Here is a 20,275-nt window from a genome sequence, read left to right as displayed (position 1 = left end):
GCTGCCTGTTGCTGATGTGCGGTACCATTTAATTTCAACTTTAGGCAGACGTTCGCCGGAAGTCAGTGCGTTATAGATAAGTGGCGAACACTTATCAAACACTTTGGTGATTTTCACTGGCTTGTGCACGCGCTGACCGGTAGGCTGGCCTGATTGCGGATCGCGAGGTAAAACAACCTGATGCTCAAATGCTTCGACCAGCACTTCATCTTCATGGCCTTCCTGGAAAATATTTCCAACTGAATCTTCTGTAAATGTACCCGCCGTGATCAGCCCTTGTTTTTCGCCTTCAATGCGCATATATGCAGGAGTTGGCATTCTTAATATCCTTTTGCTCTATAAGTGGGATTAATTTCACCTCAAAATAAGGTGATTGATATAGAGCAAAAGACATGCCACCAAATTAACTCTTACTTTTCATGTGTTTATGTTCATTTGTTTTTCTGATCATTGAAAATGATGAATCCCAACCTGATAATCAATAATGTATTATTGATTATCAATCAGTATTGGGGGGATTTCATGCTAGAAAGTCAGTTATACGAATACCGGCATCAGCATGTCTCGTAACGGGACGAAAAATAGCGAACAATAGGATCAGGTCTTGCCTTCAAAAAAACGTGAGGCTTAAGTTAATTTCTCAAATGAAAACACCCAATTCAGTTATAATACCAATCAGTATAATACCCCCTTAGTTTCATACTGCTACCGAGACTTCTGATTTGCCACAAGATAATACGCCCAGCTCAAATCCAGCCTGCACCATTAAGGTCGCAACTTTTAATTTATTTAATTATCTTGAGCCACCCTCGGCTTTTTATGAATTTGACCGGATCTACAGCCAGGAGCAATGGCAGAAGAAACAGGGCTGGATCAGTCTCTATCTGGCAGAGCACCAGCCTGATGTGATTGGCTTTCAGGAAGTATTCAGCCCCGAATCACTGCAGCAGTTAGTTCATGAGCAGGGATATGCGCATTTTGCTGTGATTGATGAAGCAGAAGTTATTAACGATTATATTTATCAAAGCCCAGTAGTGGCCATCGCTTCCCGCTACCCTATTTCTGAATTATCAGCCGTCATTCCCGACACCGACCTTGCTGTTGCGATGGGCCTGAAAGAAGGTTTTGCGTTCAGCCGCCAGCCGCTGCGTGCAACCATTAAGCTTCCTTATATAGGCCGGTGTGATTGCTACGTCGTGCACTTCAAATCAAAACGTCCGATGCTGGAGCAAGACAGTGTAAATGATAACTCTGCTAAATCGACCCTCATCGCTCAGGCGCTGAAAACGGAAATAGCCGGCAACTGGGGATCCGCGATGCAGCGCGGCAGCGAGGCCGCACTACTTTTTACCAATATGATCGAGCGCCGCGAGCGTACCGGATACCCAATGATATTGATGGGTGACTTTAATGACAGTCTGGATAGCGGTGTATTGTCCCACTTATTAACCCGCTCTTTGCGAAAGAAATCTGATGCCGAAAGCGAGTTATTGTTAGCCAAATATCGTCTGAAGGATGCATGGGATCTTTACCGGGCAACAGACTATTTCCAAGCAACTGATTATTTTCAAGCAACCAACTCTTCCCAAACAGAGACTGGCCGTCCCGCGAGCTACTATTACTATGCTAAAGGTTCAGTGCTGGATTACATTCTACTCTCGTGTGAGTTTGATGCAGAGCACCATGCCAGCCTGTTCGAAGTCAGCGATTATCATTGCTATGATCGCCACTTGATTAATCCTATTTATGATCGAGACAGCGAGAGTACTGATCACGGTATTGTGATGGTTAAACTTTCACTTCGTGGTTAATATCCTGCCAATCGTGTCAATTAACTAAAAATACCAGGCAATCTGGGCTTGTAAACTCAGATCAGTGGCAAGGTTACAGGTCTGGCTGTCGGCAGCAAGATTGCAGCTGACCTCAATACCGCCAAACTCGGTGCCTTTAGCCCCCACGGGTAAATTAACAGCAACCAGCAGCTGCAAATCCTGTTCGATATCATGTTGGCTAATAACCTGAAATAGCGCGGAGCTATCAGAGAGGTTAATAAAGGTACTTGGGGTCAGCAACCAGAGCGGTGACATCTCAATAGTCAGCGAAGAGGCCAGGTAATGCCTACCTAACGTGTAGAGTTCGCCGCGTGCAATCCGGCTTAATAATGCAGGGTTATTTGCCAGCGCGGCGGCTGAATAATTGCCTCCGGCCTGACCAAAGCCATTATAGTAATATTCCGCAATGGCGCTGATGTTCTTATCTGCCCATACCCAGGAATAAGACCAGTTGCTGACAAAGCTCCAGACATTTTTATCTGCTGTTCGGGTGAGTGTTGCATCGCTGCGCCAGACAGCGCTACCTATGTTGGAAACAAAGCCCAGCCCGGCCACATCATCTTCAAAGTGCTCACCCAGCAGGAAATCCCATTCAGATTCTTCACCAAAGCTATGATATTTAACAGCTAAAGAATCAACTTTCGATGACACATTACCCTGTACATCCCTTCTGCCAACCCAGACAAATTGCACATCATCACCTCTCTCTGTCAGGTATTGGCCATAAAAGAGATCATCCCCTGATTTATATTCTTTATCTATCGAGGCGGGGGAAAACGGATTGAAAAAATCCATCGGGGCATAAATAAGTCCGTTGCCCCAGCTGATGGCTTGCCGGCCTGCTTTGAGTACCAGGTTATCAAAATGGACACTCAGGCTAAGTCGGTCTAGTCGCTGAACGAGAGCATGGCGATCGTGTGTTGTAATGACATGGGTGAGGTCGAATAAACGATGGTCATCATTGATTTCTCTGGCAGGTAACAACGGGTTAGCGGGTAAACGCTGGGCAAGCTCATAGCGCTCACCTGCCAGCGTAACGAACTGATAATCCACATTCAGTTTCCAGGCTCCCATACTGCTGTCTAAGCCAAGACGAGTATCACTATTAATATCCAGTGTCTCGTTATAACCCAATTGGTTTATCAAACTGTCACCAGGGTAAGTTTGAACATTCAGCAGACCTTTGATATGTCCATGCCAATCAACATTCAGATCCTGTGCAGAAGCAACTGAACACACCACCACCAAAAAGGTGACAGCGTAACTCAATATTTCCAATTTCATGATTGCTCGGCCATTGTTACATCGGGAGCGATACTGATCGGGTAATCGGCAATGATTTTGCCGTCTTCCATTTTTATCTGCCTGCGAGCATAGCTCATGATACGCGGATCATGCGTGGCAAGCACCAGGGTAATTTGATGCTTGCGGTTCAGTGCTTCTAGCAACCTCATTAAATTTTCTGCGGTATGAGAATCCAGATTCGCCGTCGGTTCATCGGCCAGAATTAACGCCGGATTACTGACAATGGCACGAGCGACCGCCACTCGTTGCTGCTGTCCGCCAGAAAGTTCCGCCGGGCGACGATTCTCCATCCCTTCAAGCCCGACTTCTTTGAGCATAGCGTTGGCCTTTTGTTGTCGCTCCTTCGCCGCGATGCCCTGCACTTGCATGACAAATTCAACATTCTCCCGTGCCGATAATACCGGGATCAAATTGTAAGATTGAAAGACAAAACCAATCCGCTGTAATCGCATATCCGCTAAGGCATCTTTATCCAAGCTAGTCAGCTTTTCATTACCTATAAAGATTTCTCCCTTATCGGGCGACAGCAAGCCACCCAATGTATTGAGTAGCGTTGTTTTACCGGAGCCGGACGGGCCGGAGAGACAGACAAACTCACCTTTATCTATGGTCAGGCTAACGTTATCCAAGCCTTTTATTTTCGCATTCCCCTGAATAAAGGTTTTACTGACATTGCTACAGGTAATTTCGCTCATTCGTTTTTCCTGATTAATGCTTATTCAAAGCGACAATAGGATCATAGCGAGACGCCCGCCAGGCCGGATATAAGCAGGTTAGTAATCCCAGAATAATCACCACAACATTTGCCAGTGCCAAGTCCGATAACGTCAATGCCGGATACAGTACCGTGCCAGCGCCAAACATCGCCATCCCTTCCGCTACCGCTGATACATCAATGCCATCTTTAATCAAAAATATACTTACCAGCGCGATGGCATTACCTACCGCCAACCCCAGCAACAACAATAGCAAAGACTCCAGTAAGATAATCAGCAACACACTTGAACCCCGCATACCCAAGGCCCGCATCAGTCCAATTTCCCGCACGCGTTCAAATACCGCCATGATCAGGGTGTTGATTAGGCCAAACGAAAGCGCCAGAAAAATAACAATAATCCACACCAGAATGAAACCATCCATCACATCCACCATGGTCGCCAGGTACTTGTCTCGTTCTTTCCATGTCTGAACTTGCAAATTCGCGGGTGCTGATGCACTAATAGCCTCTTTAAGACGGGTATTATCCCGATAATCAGTGCCTGTGATGGCGATTTCAGAGATCTGCTGTTCAATCGCCAACATCTGCTGTACCAACCGTCTGTCGGCATAAACATAGAGCTCTTCATAACCGGGAATGTCGGATCGGTATACGCCTGAAATAACAAAGCCTCTGTCGACAATATTGTTATCCGGATCCTGAGTCATGATAACAATGCGCTTGCCCAGTCTGGTTTCGAGCTTTTCAACCAGCCTGGCCCCGATAATGACACCTCGACTATTTCCTTCATGAAGAAATTCGCCCGCGACCATATCCTGAACATCAAAGCTTATCTGCAATTCAGCGTTCGCATCCACACCCAGCAAGGTGATACCACGGGTATCTCGTTCGCTGGAAATGACGGCAGGCACCTTTACCCGCATCGCCCATCCCGTCACTTCGGGAGCTTGCAGTGCCTCGAAAAAACGGGCACCGGGCTCGGCAAAACTATTAACAACACTGGGATCATCAAGATAATCAGGGTGGTGAACCTGCACATGCCCCGGTAGATTGCGAATACCATCTCGAACCATACCGTCCACCATCCCCCGAGACAGCGCAGTCATAAAAATCATGGCCCACACCCCCAAACAGATGGCAACCAGCATGATCAGAGTCCGACGGTAGTTACGCCAGAGATTGCGCCAGGCCAGAGTAAACGCAACGTGTGCAGAGAACATCATCATACCGATCTCATCGCCTCAATCGGATCCATACGACGGATCCTCAATGCCGGATAAATCGCGGCCAGGATTGATCCCACCATCACCAGAACCGGACCGGCAAGAACCGAAATGAAATTTAAGTTGGGGTACATGCGATCAGGCAAATTGAATTTTGCCGACATCTCCTCCATGCCAGGATAGGAAAGTCCCGCATATTGAAAATAGAGTGTCAGTGCCATGCCGAGGGCAACACCTATGAGCAACCCTAATAGCGCCATCAAGGAAGTTTCAATAAGAATAAGGCGAGTCAGTTTGCCAGGGCGCAGCCCTAACGCCATTACCGTACCGAATTCCCTGGTGCGCTCAAGTACCGACATTAATTGCGTGTTCATCACAGAAAAAGCGACCAGCAGAATTAACACGCCATACATAAAGACCGCGCCGGAAATATCAGCCAGTATTGCCTGACGGATCCCAGGCTGTATTTCATCCCATTCACGCACTAACAGTTGCGTCTTGTCGGCCAGCAGGTTTTGAATCTGATCCTTCCAGAGGCTAAGTGCCAGCGCGTCAGGCGTGTTGATAACAATATAGTTTGCGCGCCCCGCGCTGCTGTACAGCGACTGAAAATAGCCAAGTGGCACTTGCACCACGCTGCGATCTAACTCTTCCATTGCGGTATGGAAGATCCCGACAACGGTGACGATCCCTGCCGCGAATGAGCCGTCGCGTCCGGAGCCCAGTATGGTAATTTCATCCCCCATACCCACTTTGAGGTTACGTGCTAACGTACTGCCCAGAATCAATTCTTCGCTGTTGCTGCCGGAAAAATAACGGCCACGGCTGATGAGACCCGCCAGAGTAGACGTATGGATATCGAATTCTGGCTCAACACCGATCACCTGCACACCGAAAGATCGCTCGCCACTCGACACTAACGAGAAAGTAGCCGCTCGACTGGCAACGGCATCAGTACCTAGCTGGGTGCGCAGTTGTTTGGCTAGTTGCTGCGGGTTTTCAATATCGTATCTTAACTTTGGCGTATCGAGGTATTGGCGGTGCTGGATCTGCAGATGACCACTGAACAGGCTTAAAGAGTTCTCTATCATCATTTGATACGTTCCTACCTGCAGAGACAGCATAAAAACCAGCAAAACATTGGAAAACACCATCGCCGAAACGGTTATCCAGGTTCGCCTTTTGTGTCGCCATAAGTTCCGCCACGCGAGGCGTAGTTCAATATTCATTATCTTGGATTACGCAGGTTAGAGAGGGTAAATACGTGAGCATTTAACGCGACATCAAACTCTGCATGCTTTGTCGCCATTTCAGTCCATTCATCAGGTTTTTCAAGATTGTTCATCCGCAATCGCGTTGCCAGCATTCTTCCGCCGAGTTCAGCTACCTCCATCGCTTTCATGGTCTTAATCAGTTTTCCGTCCTGATCCCAGAACTGCTCCTCAAGCAGTACAAAGTCGTCTCGCACATAGAGGATCTCTTTGCCCCAGACGACAGCGGCATCTTCATTGGGAATGGCGATGATCACGTAGACGGTATAACCATCCTGTTTAAATACTTGCTTTAACTGGTGCTCATATTGCTCAAGGATCTCGGTTGATTTACTGATATCCTTGTTGGAGAAGTCACTCCCCATCCAGCTTTGATTCATCATTGATGAAGGGATTTTGATCACCCGATTGATCTTGGGCGAGAAGGTCCACATATTATTATCTTTGAGCAACGTCGCATTGCCGGCATCTTTTTTTGGTTCAATGACCCGAACCAAAGAATGTTTATCGCCCTGAGTCCAGGCCTCCATCGTCATAACACGTTGCCAGTCCGGTCGGTGAATGGTCATGCTCATTTTCGAATACGAGCTGACACCCCGCCAGTGGTTCATCGCCTGTCGAATGATCTCTTTCGCCGTGATGTTTGTCGATATTGTTTCTTTGCTAATGGCCTCACTGGCAAAGGTGTGTAGGGGAAATAAGGTAAAAACAATAAATAGTAAACTCATCCTGAACATCGCTTCACCTTAAACCCGAGGCCATCGCTCATACTAAAAGGAATACTCTTGTTATTTATAGAAAAGACTGACGAAATTTATAGTTTTGAATTTCATTACTGTGAGCTGACCATACTCAATCATTAATCAGAAAGTTGAGCATTAACTAAAACAACCGTAACGAGTACATTCAATAATAATTGATGGCCTTACAGCTGCACCCCACGGCCCTGTAGATTCAATCCAATCACCAAAGCCTGGCATGCTCAATATCATGACTTCTGGGCACGATTCAGGATTATCATCCAGCATTTTTCCATCTGGCAACTGTGCTATTAATTCTAGCTAAAGCGTCAAATCATCATGGAAAAGAATAAATGCCAATCAGAATGAGACTCGAAACTGTGGCAGATGTACCTGAATATCCAGACTATTGTCCCGATTGGTATAAGCTATAAATAACTCTTTGTTGGGAGTTTCAGAATGAAAAAGACCTCGAATGAAGATCTTGTACGCGAACATCACCCGAAAGCGATAGAACAACGCCTGAAACAGGCTCCTAAATCGCAGAATATCTCTGATGCAGTGCTTGGAGGGATTGACGGGTGTGTCACCACCTTTGCCGTTGTCTCTGGGGCCGTTGGCGCTGGGTTTTCTTCATCGGTGGCTTTAGTGCTGGGGTTTGCCAATCTCTTTGCGGACGGATTCAGCATGGCTATCAGTAATTACGAATCCATTAAGGCGCAGCAGGAATTTACCGACGACATTAGGAAATCCGAAGAAAATCATATTGATGAAGTACCCGAAGGAGAAAAAGAAGAAATACGCCAAATATTTAAGAAAAAAGGCTTTCACGGTAAAATCCTTGAATCGATTGTGGAAACCATAAGCCAGGATCGGCATCTGTGGGTAGAAACTATGCTTACAGAAGAGCACGGCGTACAGAAAACCACGCCAAACCCGTGGAAATCAGCCATCACAACCTTTTTAGCATTCCTGATTGTGGGGGCAATGCCCTTAATACCATTTCTTATTCCGGTATTGGACATGCAACAACAATTTATGCTCAGCACCTGCTTTGCCGCCAGCATGTTTTTTTCTATCGGCATGCTAAAAAGCCTCGTCTTTGCTAAGCCCGTACTTATTTCAGGATTACGTACGCTACTGACAGGCGGGACAGCAGCAGGCATTGCATTCCTTACGGGCTACCTGCTACGAGAGATATTTGGCATTGGCTGAATGTAAGCTGTGGTTATTTTACCCCAAATATTAACCAGCAATATCCACAGTCAGCCTGATCTCGGTTAATGAAGTAAGAAAATGAAATTGGGCTTGACCGCTAAACGAATACCAAACCAGATCAAAAAAGCCGACTCAAGGTCGGCTATTTAATAGAATTCCGGTTATTACCCGTTGGTTTGAGGACGAGAGCGTCTCTGCGCAGGCTTAACACCATCACCAGATTGACCCGCTGGCTTATTCTGGCTGCCCGTATGGCGTCTGTTTTTACCCTGCGGCTTATGGCCTTTTGCATTTTCGCCAGAACGCTGACCATCACGATGATCAACATTTGGCTTCTTCGGTTTACTCGGCTTAAGCGGACGCGTGTCTAAACGAGACTCTGGCAACTTGTTCACAGGCTGAAAACCATCAACGAGTTCACGAGGTAACACTTGCTTGATCAAACGTTCAATTGCAGCCAAGTCTTTAAACTCATCGGCACAGACAAGAGAAACGGCCTGTCCATCGCAACCAGCACGGCCTGTACGGCCAATACGGTGAACATAATCTTCGGCTACATGCGGCAATTCGAAGTTAACCACTTGTGGCAGTTGATCGATATCCAGACCACGCGCCGCAATATCAGTTGCAACCAATACCTGAATGTCACCACTCTTGAAGTTTGCCAACGCTTTAGTACGTGCGCCCTGGCTCTTATTACCGTGGATTGCCGCAGATTTAATACCGCGACCTTCAAGGTGAGTAGCCAGGCGGTTAGCGCCGTGCTTGGTTTTGGTGAAGACTAATACCTGACCCCAGTTATTTTCTTTTAATAACTTGGTTAATAAATTTGGCTTCTTGTTCTTATCTACCGGGCAAATCCACTGTTTTACTGAAGGTGCCGTTGTATTACGCGGGCTAACAGAAATTTCAACCGGGTTATTAACCAGACCTTTCGCCAGCTGACGAATTTCATCAGAGAATGTCGCAGAGAAAAGTAAGTTCTGACGCTGCTTAGGCAATACCGCTAAGATTTTACGGATATCGCGGATAAAGCCCATATCTAACATGCGATCAGCTTCATCCAGAACCAGTACTTCTAACTGGCTAAATTTCACTACATTCTGGTTATACAGATCAAGTAAGCGACCTGGTGTTGCCACCAAAACATCAGCCCCTTTACGCAATCTCATCATTTGAGGGTTAATTTTAACGCCACCAAATACAACTGCAGAACTTAAAGGCAGGTTCTTCCCGTATAAAGCAACACTTTCAGCAACCTGCGCTGCAAGTTCACGTGTTGGAGTCAGAATTAGCGCACGCACCTGATTAGGTTTAGCACGTTGGCCTTTTGATAAACGCTCTAAAACAGGAAGTGTGAAACCTGCTGTCTTACCAGTGCCGGTTTGAGCCGCTGCCATTACATCCTTACCTTCGATCACAGCAGGAATCGCCTGAGCCTGAATAGGCGAAGGTGTGTCATAGCCTTGTTTGGCTACAGCTTCAAGGATTGGGGCAGATAGGCCCAGAGAGGCAAAACTCATAAGATCATCTCTTGTCATTATTTATCACAGTTTAGACCGCCTCGACGGCGGGAGGGCGTGTAGCCTACAGGATATCGCGGCTAAGTACTATTAATACTCAGTTTTGACCCTTGTTAAAGCTACTGAAAAACCATTAAAAAAGGCGTTATCTAACGCCTTTCCATGGTGTTTACGGATTAAGATTCTTTCTTGATTCAGATGACATGATTATCACTATTTAGAGTCAGACTCATCGGCAACCACATCCGCAGTGGCTTGCTCTTCTGTTGCAGTCACATCTTGTTCAGCAGCTTGTTGTGCTGCTTCTAATTCCATTTTTGCACGTTCAGCTTTAGAAATGTAACGCGGCTTATTACTAGTCTGTAATTTCGCATTAGATTTTTTCAATCTTTTTTTAAGGATCTCGTTTACTTTTTTCTTTCTATTCATCGTGTTCTGTCGATCACATTCAAAAGGTTCATAAAAGAACCGGGGTTTCGATGCCCTGATTGTAAAGCCTCTCAGGCCAATAACAAGCACGATTTGTCATTGCAACAATTTCTTTAACCTGAAAACAACGTGAAATAGAAGTATGAAGCAGAAAAGTGCCGATGAGATTAATCTGAGATCTATCCCTTCAAACCAGATGAAGTCACCTTACTACTGCTTAATAAAGAGTATGAATGTTTAGTCTCCCCCACACAGCAACCAAATGACAGAGCAAATAATGCCAGTCACAAGCCTGCTTTGGCTATAGCAGCATGCACATGTCTCACAATTCATTAAATAGACTGACATTATTACATTACAAATGAGAGATGGGCCGGGTATTTATCTGCCAATAAAGCCTAATATGCCCGCACAAATAACCTAATTAAAAAAAGAGTCTTCGATGAAAAAACGAATTTTAGCCTCCGCTATTTTTCTGTCTATGGCCGGCCCAGCAATAGCCGCTGATGGTGATATTCTTGATGTTACAATTCTCGGAACCTCTGACATTCATGGTCACTTCATGCCTTGGGATTACGCCAGTGACAAACTCAATATGCGCGGCAGCCTGAGCCAGATTGCCACTAAAGTGAAAAATATCCGTACCGAGCAATCTAACGTCATACTGGTTGACGCCGGTGACACTATTCAGGGCAACTTTGTTGAAACCTTTAAAGATGAACCTGTTGATCCAATGATGCTGGGATTTAACGAAATGGCCTATGATGTTTGGGTGCTCGGTAACCACGAATTCGATTTCGGGTTAAAAGTACTTAACCGTTCACTCTCACAGTTTAACGGCCAGTCTCTCGCGGGAAATATCACACGCGCCGATGGCAACCCATTTTTGCCTTCTTACACTATTATTGAACGAAATGGCGTGAAAATCGGTGTGATTGGTATGGATACCCCAATGACCCAAGTCTTTGCTGAAGGCACAAACCGCCTGGAAGGCATGACTTTCACCAATCCATCTTTGGAAGTGAAGAAAGTCATCAAGCAAATTGACAGCAAAGTGGATGCCATCGTGCTTGTTGCACACATGGGCTTAGATAATGAAAACAACATTGAAGCGACTGGCGTTCGCGACATTGCCGAAGCCAACCCAGAGCTGGATGCCATTGTCGCAGGCCACATGCATACCCGCATCGATAAGGCTGTTGTGAATGGCGTGATCATTACAGAACCCGATAAATATGGCCGTGCCCTTTCCCGTATCGATCTGCAATTTGAAGAGAAAGCAGGCAAATTCACTCTCGTAAACAAAGACAGCTACACCTACAAGATCCAGGGCATAGCCTCGGATGATAAAATGGAAGAGCTGTATGCGCCTTACCATAAACGCCTGCGTGAAAATGCCAATCGCATTGTCGCACAGCTAAAAGGTGTCGATCTGGTACCTGAAAATGAAATCAAGGGTATTCCGCAGGTACACATTCAAGACACAGGGATCAGCGCCCTGTTTCAGGAAGCCAGCATGCATTACGCACCTATCGCAAATGTGATTGCACTGCAAATCGACAACGACAACGCTGAGCTGGATGTTGGTCAAATCAAAGCTAAAGATATTGCCTACAACTACCAGTATGCCGGCGGTGAAATCACGGTATATGAACTGACGGGAAAAGAACTGAAAACCTACATGGAATGGTCCGCGGGATACTTTAACAGCGTCAAAGATGGCGACGTGACTTACAGCTTCAACCCGGAGCGGCGCTCGTCAAAATACTCGACCAACGACTTCTTTGCTGGCGTTACCTACACCATTGATTTAACCGAGCCAGCAGGCCAACGCATTAAAGAGCTGAAATTTGCCGATGGAAAAATGATCACCGATAGCACACCAATCAAAATTGGCATGAACAGCTATCGCATGGGCCACCTGACTAAAAATGGCGGCATACTGGAAGGCCGTAAATTCCCGGTTATTTTTGATACCGAAGAAGAATACGGCGAAGAAGCCGGCACCATTCGTAACCTGACTATTCGTTACTTGTCAGAAGTAAAAGGTGGTGTTTATCAGGGTAAACCAATGAATCGCTGGCATTTAAGTGGCCTGGAAGGCTACGAAAAACAGCGTGAAATCGTGAAAAATCTGATTAACGCCGGTGAAATTTCTGTTCCCGTCAGCGAAGACGGCCGCTATACCAACATTGAGTCGATCAACGTGAAAGACAAAATGTTCAGTGATAAAGCCAAATTCGACGCCTATATAGCCCAACTGGAAACTCAGTTAATAGCAACGACTAACGATGCCGATAAGCGCCAAATCGAGCGAGACATCATTATCACTAAGGCGCTGAATAAATAGTAAAAAATCATTGAAAGCCTCCGCATGCCGGGGGCTTTCTTCATCATTTTTATACCTATTCATCAGTAACACACTGACACATAATCAAAATCATCTAATGCCTTTTTACATACCCCATCAAAACTGTGATAATAGCCGGCCGCTAAATAACCACAAACATCAGCACTTATATAAGTGCAATACTCTAACATCTAGGATATTCATCTATGCGCGCCTTTGTACTAAGAGCCAGATCAGCACCTACCGACAGTCAACTACTATTGGCGTCAGTTGGTCAGGAGGCCCACACCGAAATTTTGGCTCACACCCTGATGAACACTATTTTTGTGGCACAATCGCACCGCGATGATGTCATCGTTCACCTGGTACTGGAAAGCACACAGGACTTTTCCCGCACCATTAGCTTTGATTCTAACGAGCTTAGTAATATCGGCGGTTTTCACGAACAAGCGCTGCTGCATAAGGTCGCCAGGGCCTTGGACGTCTCCAAGGGGATGAGCAAGGAGCAAGAGCGTAGCGTAGAGCCCGGTATCATCGTTCGCACCATCAGCTTTGAAAAGCTCGTTCAGGAGCTAGCCGAAGACTATCAGCTGTTTATGATGGACAAAAAAGGCACCTCTATTCGCGAGCAAGAGTTTGAAGGCAACCCCTGCTTTTTACTTACAGATCATATTCCGATGCCAAAAAAGAGCTTTAACAGTTTGAAACGACTGGGAGCAAAAAAGATCAGCTTGGGACCAAAGATGCTGTTCGCCTCCCAGTGTGTGGTATTGATCCACAATGAACTGGATCTCGGCCAGTAACCCTAGCTCCTGTTCAAAGTCACGTCGTAAGTAATAATACCTATCAAGCGTGGGAAAGGGGTCATATGATCCCTATCCCTTTCTCTCGACGGGCATATTGTGATATAGAGTTGTTACTTTATATTTACACACCGTGCTTACGTTACTTTACATAGCCTGACACCCGTATACCTATAAAGTAGTACTCTATAGATGAGCGAGAGCAAAGGAGGCTATCATAATGAACACAAAAATCACCATCATTGCTTTAATTGGTCTTAGTCTGATATCTGGTACAAGCTTGGCAGCGAAGAACAGCGGTATGCAAATGAATAGCAATATGCCTCAGTTCAGCCAAATTGACCTCGACCAGGATCAAGCCATCAGCCCAACAGAGTTCGAACAATTCCGTCAACAAAGGATAAGCGAACGAAAAGCTGAAGGGCGTATGATGAAGAATCAAAATCAAGCTAACAGGTTCGATGTCATTGACACAAATAAAGACGGTGTGATTGATCCCGATGAGTTCAATACCCATCAGGTCAATAATCGAATGGCTAAGTGGTAAAAAAGCCTATTTTACATCACAGCTGCAATGTAATTTGAATCTAGAAGCCCATTTCTTGATGGGCTTTTCATTATGAAGAACATAGCAGAGCCACATGGCGGCAAGCGCAACATAACTCTATCTCGGATAGCCCTCTAATCACGCTTTTTCTCGGCCCGGGCAATATGCTGACTCGCCTTGGCGACGGAATCAGGATTCAGAGAAATCGAATCAATACCGCAGTCGACCAGAAACTCGGCAAATTCCGGATGATCTGACGGAGCCTGACCACAGATCCCCACTTTACAACCATATTGATGTGCCACTTTGATCACCTGGGCAATCATGCTTTTTACTGCCTCATCGCGGGCATCAAACAGGGGCTTTAATTCGGCAGAGTCTCGGTCAATACCCAACACCAGCTGAGTGAGATCGTTGCTGCCAATAGAAAAACCATCAAACCGCTTGGCAAACTGATCCGCTAAGATCACATTGGAGGGGATCTCACACATCACGTAAACCTGCAAGCCGTTGACACCACGCTTAAGGCCCGCTTCGGCCATCACATCCAACACCCGATCAGCTTCACCCGTGGTACGGCAAAATGGAATCATCACGATGATATTGTCAAACCCCATCTCTTCCCTGGCTTTGACTATCGCCTGACATTCCAGTTTAAAGGCCTCCCGATAAAGCGGGTGGTAATAGCGTGAGGCACCACGCAAACCAAGCATCGGGTTTTCTTCATTAATTTCAAAAAACTCACCGCCCAGCAAACCCCGATATTCATTCGACTTAAAATCTGACATTCTGACAATCACCGGTTTTGGATATTGCGAAGCGGCAATTTTGCCAACACCTAAGGCGAGATTCTCGACAAAATAATCGGGCTGGTGTTTATAACCGTTAGTCAGCCGGGCAATTCTATCTTTTGTTACAAGGTCGGAAATACGTTCAGGGTCAACCAGCGCCATGGGATGCACGCCAATCTGGCTGGATATAATAAACTCGATCCGTGTCAAACCAATACCCGATACTGGCAATTGCCACCAGCGGAAAATACCGTCGGGCATTGCCGCATTAATCATGATATCTGTCTGAGTATGAGGGATATCATCGAGATTAACTTGCTCAGTTTCAAATTCAAGTATGCCTTCGTAAACCTTACCAACGGCTCCACCAGCACAACTGAGTGTAATCTCTTTGCCAGTATTCAGCACTTGCGTGGCATTTTCGGTGCCGACAATCGCCGGCACCTTCAGCTCACGGCTGACGATCGCGGCATGACTGGTCGGCCCTCCGGTATCGGTGATAATCCCGGAGGCCTTACGCATTAACGGTACCCAGTCAGGATCGGTACGTTCAGTAACCAATATTGCACCGTCTGGGAATTGTTCAATATCATCAGGGCTTAGGATCTTAAATACCGCGCCAGTTGCAATGGCACTGCCGACACTGGCACCTTCTAACAGTACCGGGGATTGTCCCTTCAGCTTGTAATTCATTAATACCGCAGTATCTTTGAGGGATTCAACGGTTTCCGGACGCGCCTGCACAATATACAGCTGCTTGCTGCGGCTGTCTTTGGCCCATTCCATATCCATGGGGCAAGCATAATGCTGTTCTATTTTAACCGCCCAACGCGCCAGGCTCAGCACTTCATCATCGGATAGGACCAGCGATGAACGTTCTGACTCATCTGTTGCCACTATTAAGGTCGGCTCTTGCGCCAATGAGGCATAAACCATCTTTTGTAATTTACTGCCTGCTTGTTTTTCAATAATCGGGCGTAACTCAGGGTTTTTCAGCAGCGGTTTGTAAACCATAAACCGATCGGGCGTCACACTGCCTTTAACAATCGTTTCACCCAACCCCCACGCCCCATTAATCATCACCACATCAGGAAAGCCATTTTCAGTATCGAGGCTGAACATTACCCCCGCGGCTTCTGATTCAATCATTTGCTGTACCCCAACAGAAAGCGCCACCTGTTGATGGGAGAACCCCTGCTCCTGACGGTAGATAATCGCTCTATCGGTATACAGTGAGGCAAAACACTGACGACAGGCTTCTAACAAATCATCTATGCCGGTTATGTTTAAGTAACTTTCTTGCTGACCGGCGAAACTGGCTTCAGGCAAATCTTCTGCTGTGGCTGAGCTTCTTACCGCCACACTGACATTTTCACAGCCAATACGAGTGCATAATTGTTGATATGCTTGTTCGATCGCCTGCTTCTGTATCTCGGTAAATTCGCCCTGTGAAATCATCTGCCTGATGGCAAAACCGGTTTGGGCGAGATTTTCGGCCCCGTTCGACAACCCATCCAAATGCTCCGCAATCGGTCCATCGAGATCGTTTTGGCTAAGAAAATCACGATACAATTGGGCACTGGTTGCAAACCCCGTCGGGACACAGATACCGTCTGCCGCCATTTTACTTATCATTTCTCCCAAACTGGCATTTTTCCCCCCCACAAGGGCAATATCGGCAATACCCAGATGCTCATACCAACGGATAATATCGGTGTTACTGTTCTGACCGGGTGTTTGAGGTGGTATTTGGGCTGTCATAACATTATTCCTTAGTCAAAAGGTGACAGAAAATGCAGGCGATTAACTCTTTTTATTGTGCCGTACCCAAACCGGGCATTGGGTTCTATTCGATTTTACTGGATGAACAATTGATATAAATATGGACGACAAGCTATGATCGTACAATATTAATACCGGATATTTTCGTCTCCTTTCCCTTCCTCACTCATCTTTAACTATGCTTTATATAAGTTCTGGTAAAACAAAGGCCTTTCACCGTTAAGTAAACTAAGGATCCCTATGTCATCAAAGCTGACTGTCACGACCCTGCTCTTCAATCAATTTGAACTGTTAGATGCATTCGGGCCGTTGGAGATGTTCGGTGTACTAAACAATGATTACCGGCTAAAACTGGTGTCTGAAACCGGTCAGCCTGTGACCAGCGTCCAAGGGCCTCAAATAATGGTGGATCACAGCTTCCAGGATGCCTTTCACAGCGACATATTATTAATTCCGGGCGGTATTGGAACGCGCGTCGAAGTCGAAAACCGCAAGGTATTATCGTGGCTACAGCGAACAGCCGCTCACACTCAGTATCTTTGCTCGGTCTGTACCGGTGCCGCTTTATTGGCTAATGCCGGGTTACTTGAGAACAAATCTGCCACAACCAATAAAAAGAATTATCATTGGGTAACACGCTTCGGTAACGAAATTAACTGGCAGCCTGTCGCTCGCTGGGTACAAGATGGGGATATTTTCACCTCTTCCGGTGTTGCAGCAGGTATCGATATGACACTGGCATTTATTGGCCACCGGCACGGTGAAGAAGTCGCAAGAAAGGTGGCTATTCATGCTGAATACCTCTGGCAGAACGATCCCAGAGATGACCCTTTTGCTCCTCTTCATATTGTCCGCTGACTCTATTCCCACATAATGTAACATTGCTCTTTTTCTGCCGCTTGCAGCATTTCTATTAACGGTATGGCACGTATGGCGATGCTGATTTCAGGTTCATAATCCGCATCATCCAGTTCATCTTCTGCCATCTTTTTAGCGTCGGTTCCCCCTTGCATTTCCTGACGCTGACGTTGTTTGGCCTCATCAATCGCCTGTTTTAAATTCGCGAGTGCCTGGGGAACATCTTCAGCATCTATCGCACCGGGTACTGTCTCACTGAATCCCATCATTTTAAGCAGTTGCTTTGCTATATCGCCGAACATTGTGACGTTGCCGCTTACTTTGCAACTAAAGGTAATTAACATGATGACTCCTTATTTTTGTTGATCCAATTCTAGTTCTCGTTTTATCTGCTTAGGTTGGCATCAGGTTTTCGTGTGGAATCTATTGTAAAACTTCTTTCTTTCTCATTTTGTCGCGCTTAGCAAACAAGTAACCGGCAACAACCCCGGCTAATGCGCCAAACAGATGGCTTTCAAAACTCACCCACTGATGAACTGGAAGGACCCCCCACACCATTGAGCCATAAAGAAACATGACAATTACGGCAATCACAATGGACTTCAGACTTCTATACATCAAAGCATAGATTAATAAGTAGGCCCACAATCCATAGATGATCCCACTCAGCCCGATATGAAAACTTAACCGTCCGAAGAACCAGACACCAATACCACTCCCCACCCAACTGATCAGCATCACCACCAGCAACCGGGCAAGCCCTGAACGAGAGACAAGTAGCGCTAGCAGAGCAAACGAGATCAGATTGCTGATCAAATGCTCCCAGGAACCATGTAAGAAAGGATAAGCCACCAGTCCGGTTAAGTGGGTAATATGGCGAGGCAATAGACCATAATCATTGAGTGCGCCGCCTAGCCAAATATTGGCTACATGAACCACAAGACACAGCAGGCTGATAATCACGATCAACTTAATTGCGTCTTTATTTTTCTCGTCCAATATTGCCACTGTATTTATTCCCTCTCATTAACAGATCCTCTGCCGATGATTTTCGGTTTCAAGACATCCGTTAATTAGTATAGCTATCGCTCTTTGTTCGTCAGCCTGACATAGATCCAACGGATAGTCCCGACGTGTCTTACAGATACTGCCCGCAAATAACGATAAAGGCGCATATAGCGCCTTTTATACAATCTATATAAGGAATACTCTTTTATAAGAGAATCTCTTTGAAAGAGAATATGTTTGAAAAGATATCTTATTTACAGGTACATTTCGCTCGTCTTGAGGCAATTTGGGGATTGGATCACCAGAACGATTGCCGATCCTGATAATCAATATCTGTTTTTGTTCGCTGGCGTTTTGCGGCTATCGAAGAATTTCTTCCCAGCAGTAATCGAATCTGACAAATCGTTTCTCTCGCTAACAGCGCTCGTTCGCTGCTTAGCCAGCAACGATTGGTGGTGTATTTAATGGCCGCAATGGCATCTGGTGACGCTGTGGCAATTTTGCGACATATACTGAGCGCGGTTTCCATCGGGTTTTCACTCACCTCTGTCACCATGCCATACTCTAAGGCATCTTGAGCAGAAATAATGTCTCCGGTTAGCGTTAACTGCATCGCGACATCTTTAGACATCACTTCTCGCAGAGCCAGTAGCCCGCCCATGTCCGGCACCAACCCCCAGCGGATCTCCATGACCGATAATTCAGCATCGCGTGCGGCAATACGTAAATCAGCCCCCATTACAATTTGTAGCCCTCCCCCATAACAACGCCCTTCGATAACCGCTATCACCGGAACAGGGATCAGACGCCAGTTTCTTGAAACTCGCTGCACCAGGTTCGCATTACCCGGCAGTATTTTGGCTAATAAACTTAAGATCTTAGATTTTTTTGCCGCGATACTTTTAATATCCAATCCACTGCTGAATGTGCCACCATTACCAGTCAGAATCACAGCTCGTATGTCTTTGCGCTTACGTAACTGTTTACTGACAGCATCTAACTCAGTGAACATTTCCATGTCTAAGGCATTGAGTTTTTCCGGTCGATTCAATGCGACCGTGACAATGCCATTGCCTTCGGTAACGGATAACTTATTCCATGTCATTTGGTTTACCCTCATCTGGTCTGTCCAGATAAATTTAACACACAATTAACCTTCCGGATGAAATTTAACCCTATTATTTTTTACGCTGTGGGTAAGTAGTCACTAAATTGCTAATACGCTTGATTGACCAACACCTCTGCGGTGGCTTACCGCTCATCTGCCAGAACGCTGTTCCAAGCTTCTTATTATTAAGACAATGTGACAATGAAATAACAACTTTACTAGAAGAAAGGTCTGACTATTTAGGGAGGGACTGTGATGAAAGAAATAACATTAATTGCAGATACTCAGGATGTTCTGGAAGCCTTTCTGGATAACGGCTTACACAGAGAGTACCCCATTTACTGTCAGTTTCCCCACAGTGACAAACACACCCGTGAATACAGGCTCTCGGAAGCTCGCCATATCGAGTTTAATGACGGGTTCAGCTGCGGTAATAAATAGCGTTACTAACTTCCCGTTTTTCTGACAGGCTCATCTACCGTTTTTTCTTTCTCTGTAATATTAACGACCTGTTCTTTATCCATAACATGAGTCTCACCGAGGAAAACGCCACCTCGTTCAATACTTAAATCATCGCTGTATGTTGCCCCATTAATTTTCCCGTTTTCCAAAACTTCAATCGAATTGGCATAACACGTTCCCTCAATAATGCCATTGACGATAATTTTATCGGCATAGATCTCGCCTTCGATTCGCCCCTCTTTACTGACCACGATTGACTTTTCTGAACTCAGCTTACCGTGAATTTCACCATCAACCTGGATATCGC

General features: G+C 45.9%; 20 protein-coding genes. 7 read left to right on the top strand and 13 right to left on the bottom strand.

The window, feature by feature from the left end; translation table 11 throughout:
* Positions 1-318 (bottom strand): Hcp family type VI secretion system effector (locus AC2204_RS04485; protein WP_318923164.1); only part of this gene is annotated, 318 nt, incomplete at its 3' end.
* A gap of 404 nt (positions 319-722) precedes the next feature.
* Here AC2204_RS04485 and AC2204_RS04480 point away from each other — a divergent pair.
* On the top strand, positions 723-1,811 hold the full coding sequence (locus AC2204_RS04480) for an endonuclease/exonuclease/phosphatase family protein (RefSeq protein WP_318924282.1): 1,089 nt from the start codon (positions 723-725) through the stop codon (positions 1,809-1,811).
* A 24-nt stretch (positions 1,812-1,835) separates the two neighbouring features.
* Here AC2204_RS04480 and AC2204_RS04475 read toward each other — a convergent pair whose 3' ends face one another.
* Genes AC2204_RS04475 through AC2204_RS04455 form a run of 5 tightly spaced genes read right to left on the bottom strand, consistent with a single transcriptional unit; the run spans position 1,836 to position 7,077 of the window.
* A complete protein-coding gene (locus tag AC2204_RS04475; protein ID WP_318924281.1) occupies positions 1,836-3,116 on the bottom strand; it encodes a hypothetical protein in 1,281 nt (426 codons plus the stop codon).
* On the bottom strand, positions 3,113-3,832 hold the full coding sequence (locus AC2204_RS04470) for an ABC transporter ATP-binding protein (protein ID WP_318924280.1): 720 nt from the start codon (positions 3,830-3,832) through the stop codon (positions 3,113-3,115). The genes AC2204_RS04475 and AC2204_RS04470 overlap by 4 nt, the downstream gene beginning before the upstream one ends.
* A gap of 13 nt (positions 3,833-3,845) precedes the next feature.
* Entirely contained in the window at positions 3,846-5,081 is a 1,236-nt protein-coding gene (locus AC2204_RS04465; protein WP_318924279.1) for an ABC transporter permease, read from the bottom strand.
* Positions 5,078-6,307 (bottom strand): ABC transporter permease, encoded by a 1,230-nt coding sequence (locus AC2204_RS04460; protein WP_318924278.1) that lies wholly within the window; start codon positions 6,305-6,307, stop codon positions 5,078-5,080. Before AC2204_RS04460 ends, AC2204_RS04465 begins: the two co-directional genes overlap by 4 nt.
* Positions 6,307-7,077: an outer membrane lipoprotein-sorting protein gene (locus AC2204_RS04455; protein ID WP_318924277.1), complete on the bottom strand. Its 771-nt coding sequence runs from the start codon at positions 7,075-7,077 to the stop codon at positions 6,307-6,309. The genes AC2204_RS04460 and AC2204_RS04455 overlap by 1 nt, the downstream gene beginning before the upstream one ends.
* Positions 7,078-7,548: 471 nt before the next feature.
* Between AC2204_RS04455 and AC2204_RS04450 the strand changes: the two genes are divergently transcribed.
* Positions 7,549-8,304, top strand: coding sequence for a VIT1/CCC1 transporter family protein (locus AC2204_RS04450; protein ID WP_318924276.1), 756 nt, complete (start codon positions 7,549-7,551; stop codon positions 8,302-8,304).
* A 167-nt stretch (positions 8,305-8,471) separates the two neighbouring features.
* Here AC2204_RS04450 and AC2204_RS04445 read toward each other — a convergent pair whose 3' ends face one another.
* On the bottom strand, positions 8,472-9,830 hold the full coding sequence (locus AC2204_RS04445) for a DEAD/DEAH box helicase (protein WP_318924275.1): 1,359 nt from the start codon (positions 9,828-9,830) through the stop codon (positions 8,472-8,474).
* A gap of 213 nt (positions 9,831-10,043) precedes the next feature.
* Positions 10,044-10,259, bottom strand: coding sequence for a DUF2986 domain-containing protein (locus AC2204_RS04440; protein WP_318924274.1), 216 nt, complete (start codon positions 10,257-10,259; stop codon positions 10,044-10,046).
* 442 nt (positions 10,260-10,701) lie between these two features.
* Here AC2204_RS04440 and AC2204_RS04435 point away from each other — a divergent pair, with 442 nt between their 5' ends.
* From AC2204_RS04435 to AC2204_RS04425, 3 genes are all read left to right on the top strand, one after another.
* Positions 10,702-12,609, top strand: a complete 1,908-nt coding sequence (locus AC2204_RS04435) for a bifunctional metallophosphatase/5'-nucleotidase (protein ID WP_318924273.1) — start codon at positions 10,702-10,704, stop codon at positions 12,607-12,609.
* Positions 12,610-12,815: 206 nt separating this feature from the next.
* Positions 12,816-13,412: a tRNA (pseudouridine(54)-N(1))-methyltransferase TrmY gene (gene trmY, locus AC2204_RS04430; RefSeq protein ID WP_318924272.1), complete on the top strand. Its 597-nt coding sequence runs from the start codon at positions 12,816-12,818 to the stop codon at positions 13,410-13,412.
* Between the two features lie 220 nt (positions 13,413-13,632).
* Positions 13,633-13,959, top strand: a complete 327-nt coding sequence (locus AC2204_RS04425; protein WP_318924271.1) for an EF-hand domain-containing protein — start codon at positions 13,633-13,635, stop codon at positions 13,957-13,959.
* Positions 13,960-14,093: 134 nt separating this feature from the next.
* Here AC2204_RS04425 and ppsA read toward each other — a convergent pair whose 3' ends face one another.
* The gene (ppsA, locus tag AC2204_RS04420; RefSeq protein WP_318924270.1) at positions 14,094-16,511 is read right to left on the bottom strand and encodes a phosphoenolpyruvate synthase; all 2,418 of its coding nucleotides are present in this window, start codon (positions 16,509-16,511) and stop codon (positions 14,094-14,096) included.
* Between the two features lie 261 nt (positions 16,512-16,772).
* Here ppsA and AC2204_RS04415 point away from each other — a divergent pair, with 261 nt between their 5' ends.
* Positions 16,773-17,390, top strand: coding sequence for a DJ-1/PfpI family protein (locus AC2204_RS04415; protein WP_318924269.1), 618 nt, complete (start codon positions 16,773-16,775; stop codon positions 17,388-17,390).
* Between the two features lie 2 nt (positions 17,391-17,392).
* On the opposite strand, the gene AC2204_RS04410 is transcribed toward AC2204_RS04415, so the two are convergent.
* The 3 genes from AC2204_RS04410 to AC2204_RS04400 all read right to left on the bottom strand — a co-directional run bounded on the left by AC2204_RS04410 (position 17,393) and on the right by AC2204_RS04400 (position 19,503).
* The gene (locus AC2204_RS04410; protein ID WP_318924268.1) at positions 17,393-17,734 is read right to left on the bottom strand and encodes a DUF1840 domain-containing protein; all 342 of its coding nucleotides are present in this window, start codon (positions 17,732-17,734) and stop codon (positions 17,393-17,395) included.
* Between the two features lie 79 nt (positions 17,735-17,813).
* Positions 17,814-18,398, bottom strand: coding sequence for a rhomboid family intramembrane serine protease (locus AC2204_RS04405; RefSeq protein ID WP_318924267.1), 585 nt, complete (start codon positions 18,396-18,398; stop codon positions 17,814-17,816).
* Between the two features lie 298 nt (positions 18,399-18,696).
* Positions 18,697-19,503, bottom strand: a complete 807-nt coding sequence (locus tag AC2204_RS04400; protein ID WP_318924266.1) for a crotonase/enoyl-CoA hydratase family protein — start codon at positions 19,501-19,503, stop codon at positions 18,697-18,699.
* Between the two features lie 258 nt (positions 19,504-19,761).
* On the opposite strand from AC2204_RS04400, the gene AC2204_RS04395 reads away from it, so the two are divergent.
* Positions 19,762-19,947 carry a hypothetical protein gene (locus AC2204_RS04395; protein ID WP_318924265.1) on the top strand — a complete coding sequence of 62 codons (186 nt, stop codon included), beginning with the start codon at positions 19,762-19,764 and terminating at the stop codon, positions 19,945-19,947.
* A 5-nt stretch (positions 19,948-19,952) separates the two neighbouring features.
* On the opposite strand, the gene AC2204_RS04390 is transcribed toward AC2204_RS04395, so the two are convergent.
* Positions 19,953-20,270, bottom strand: a complete 318-nt coding sequence (locus tag AC2204_RS04390; protein ID WP_318924295.1) for a bactofilin family protein — start codon at positions 20,268-20,270, stop codon at positions 19,953-19,955.
* Positions 20,271-20,275 lie beyond the last annotated feature (5 nt).

The organism is Photobacterium sp. (assembly GCF_057456235.1).
This window is presented reverse-complemented; position numbering and strand designations above follow the sequence as displayed.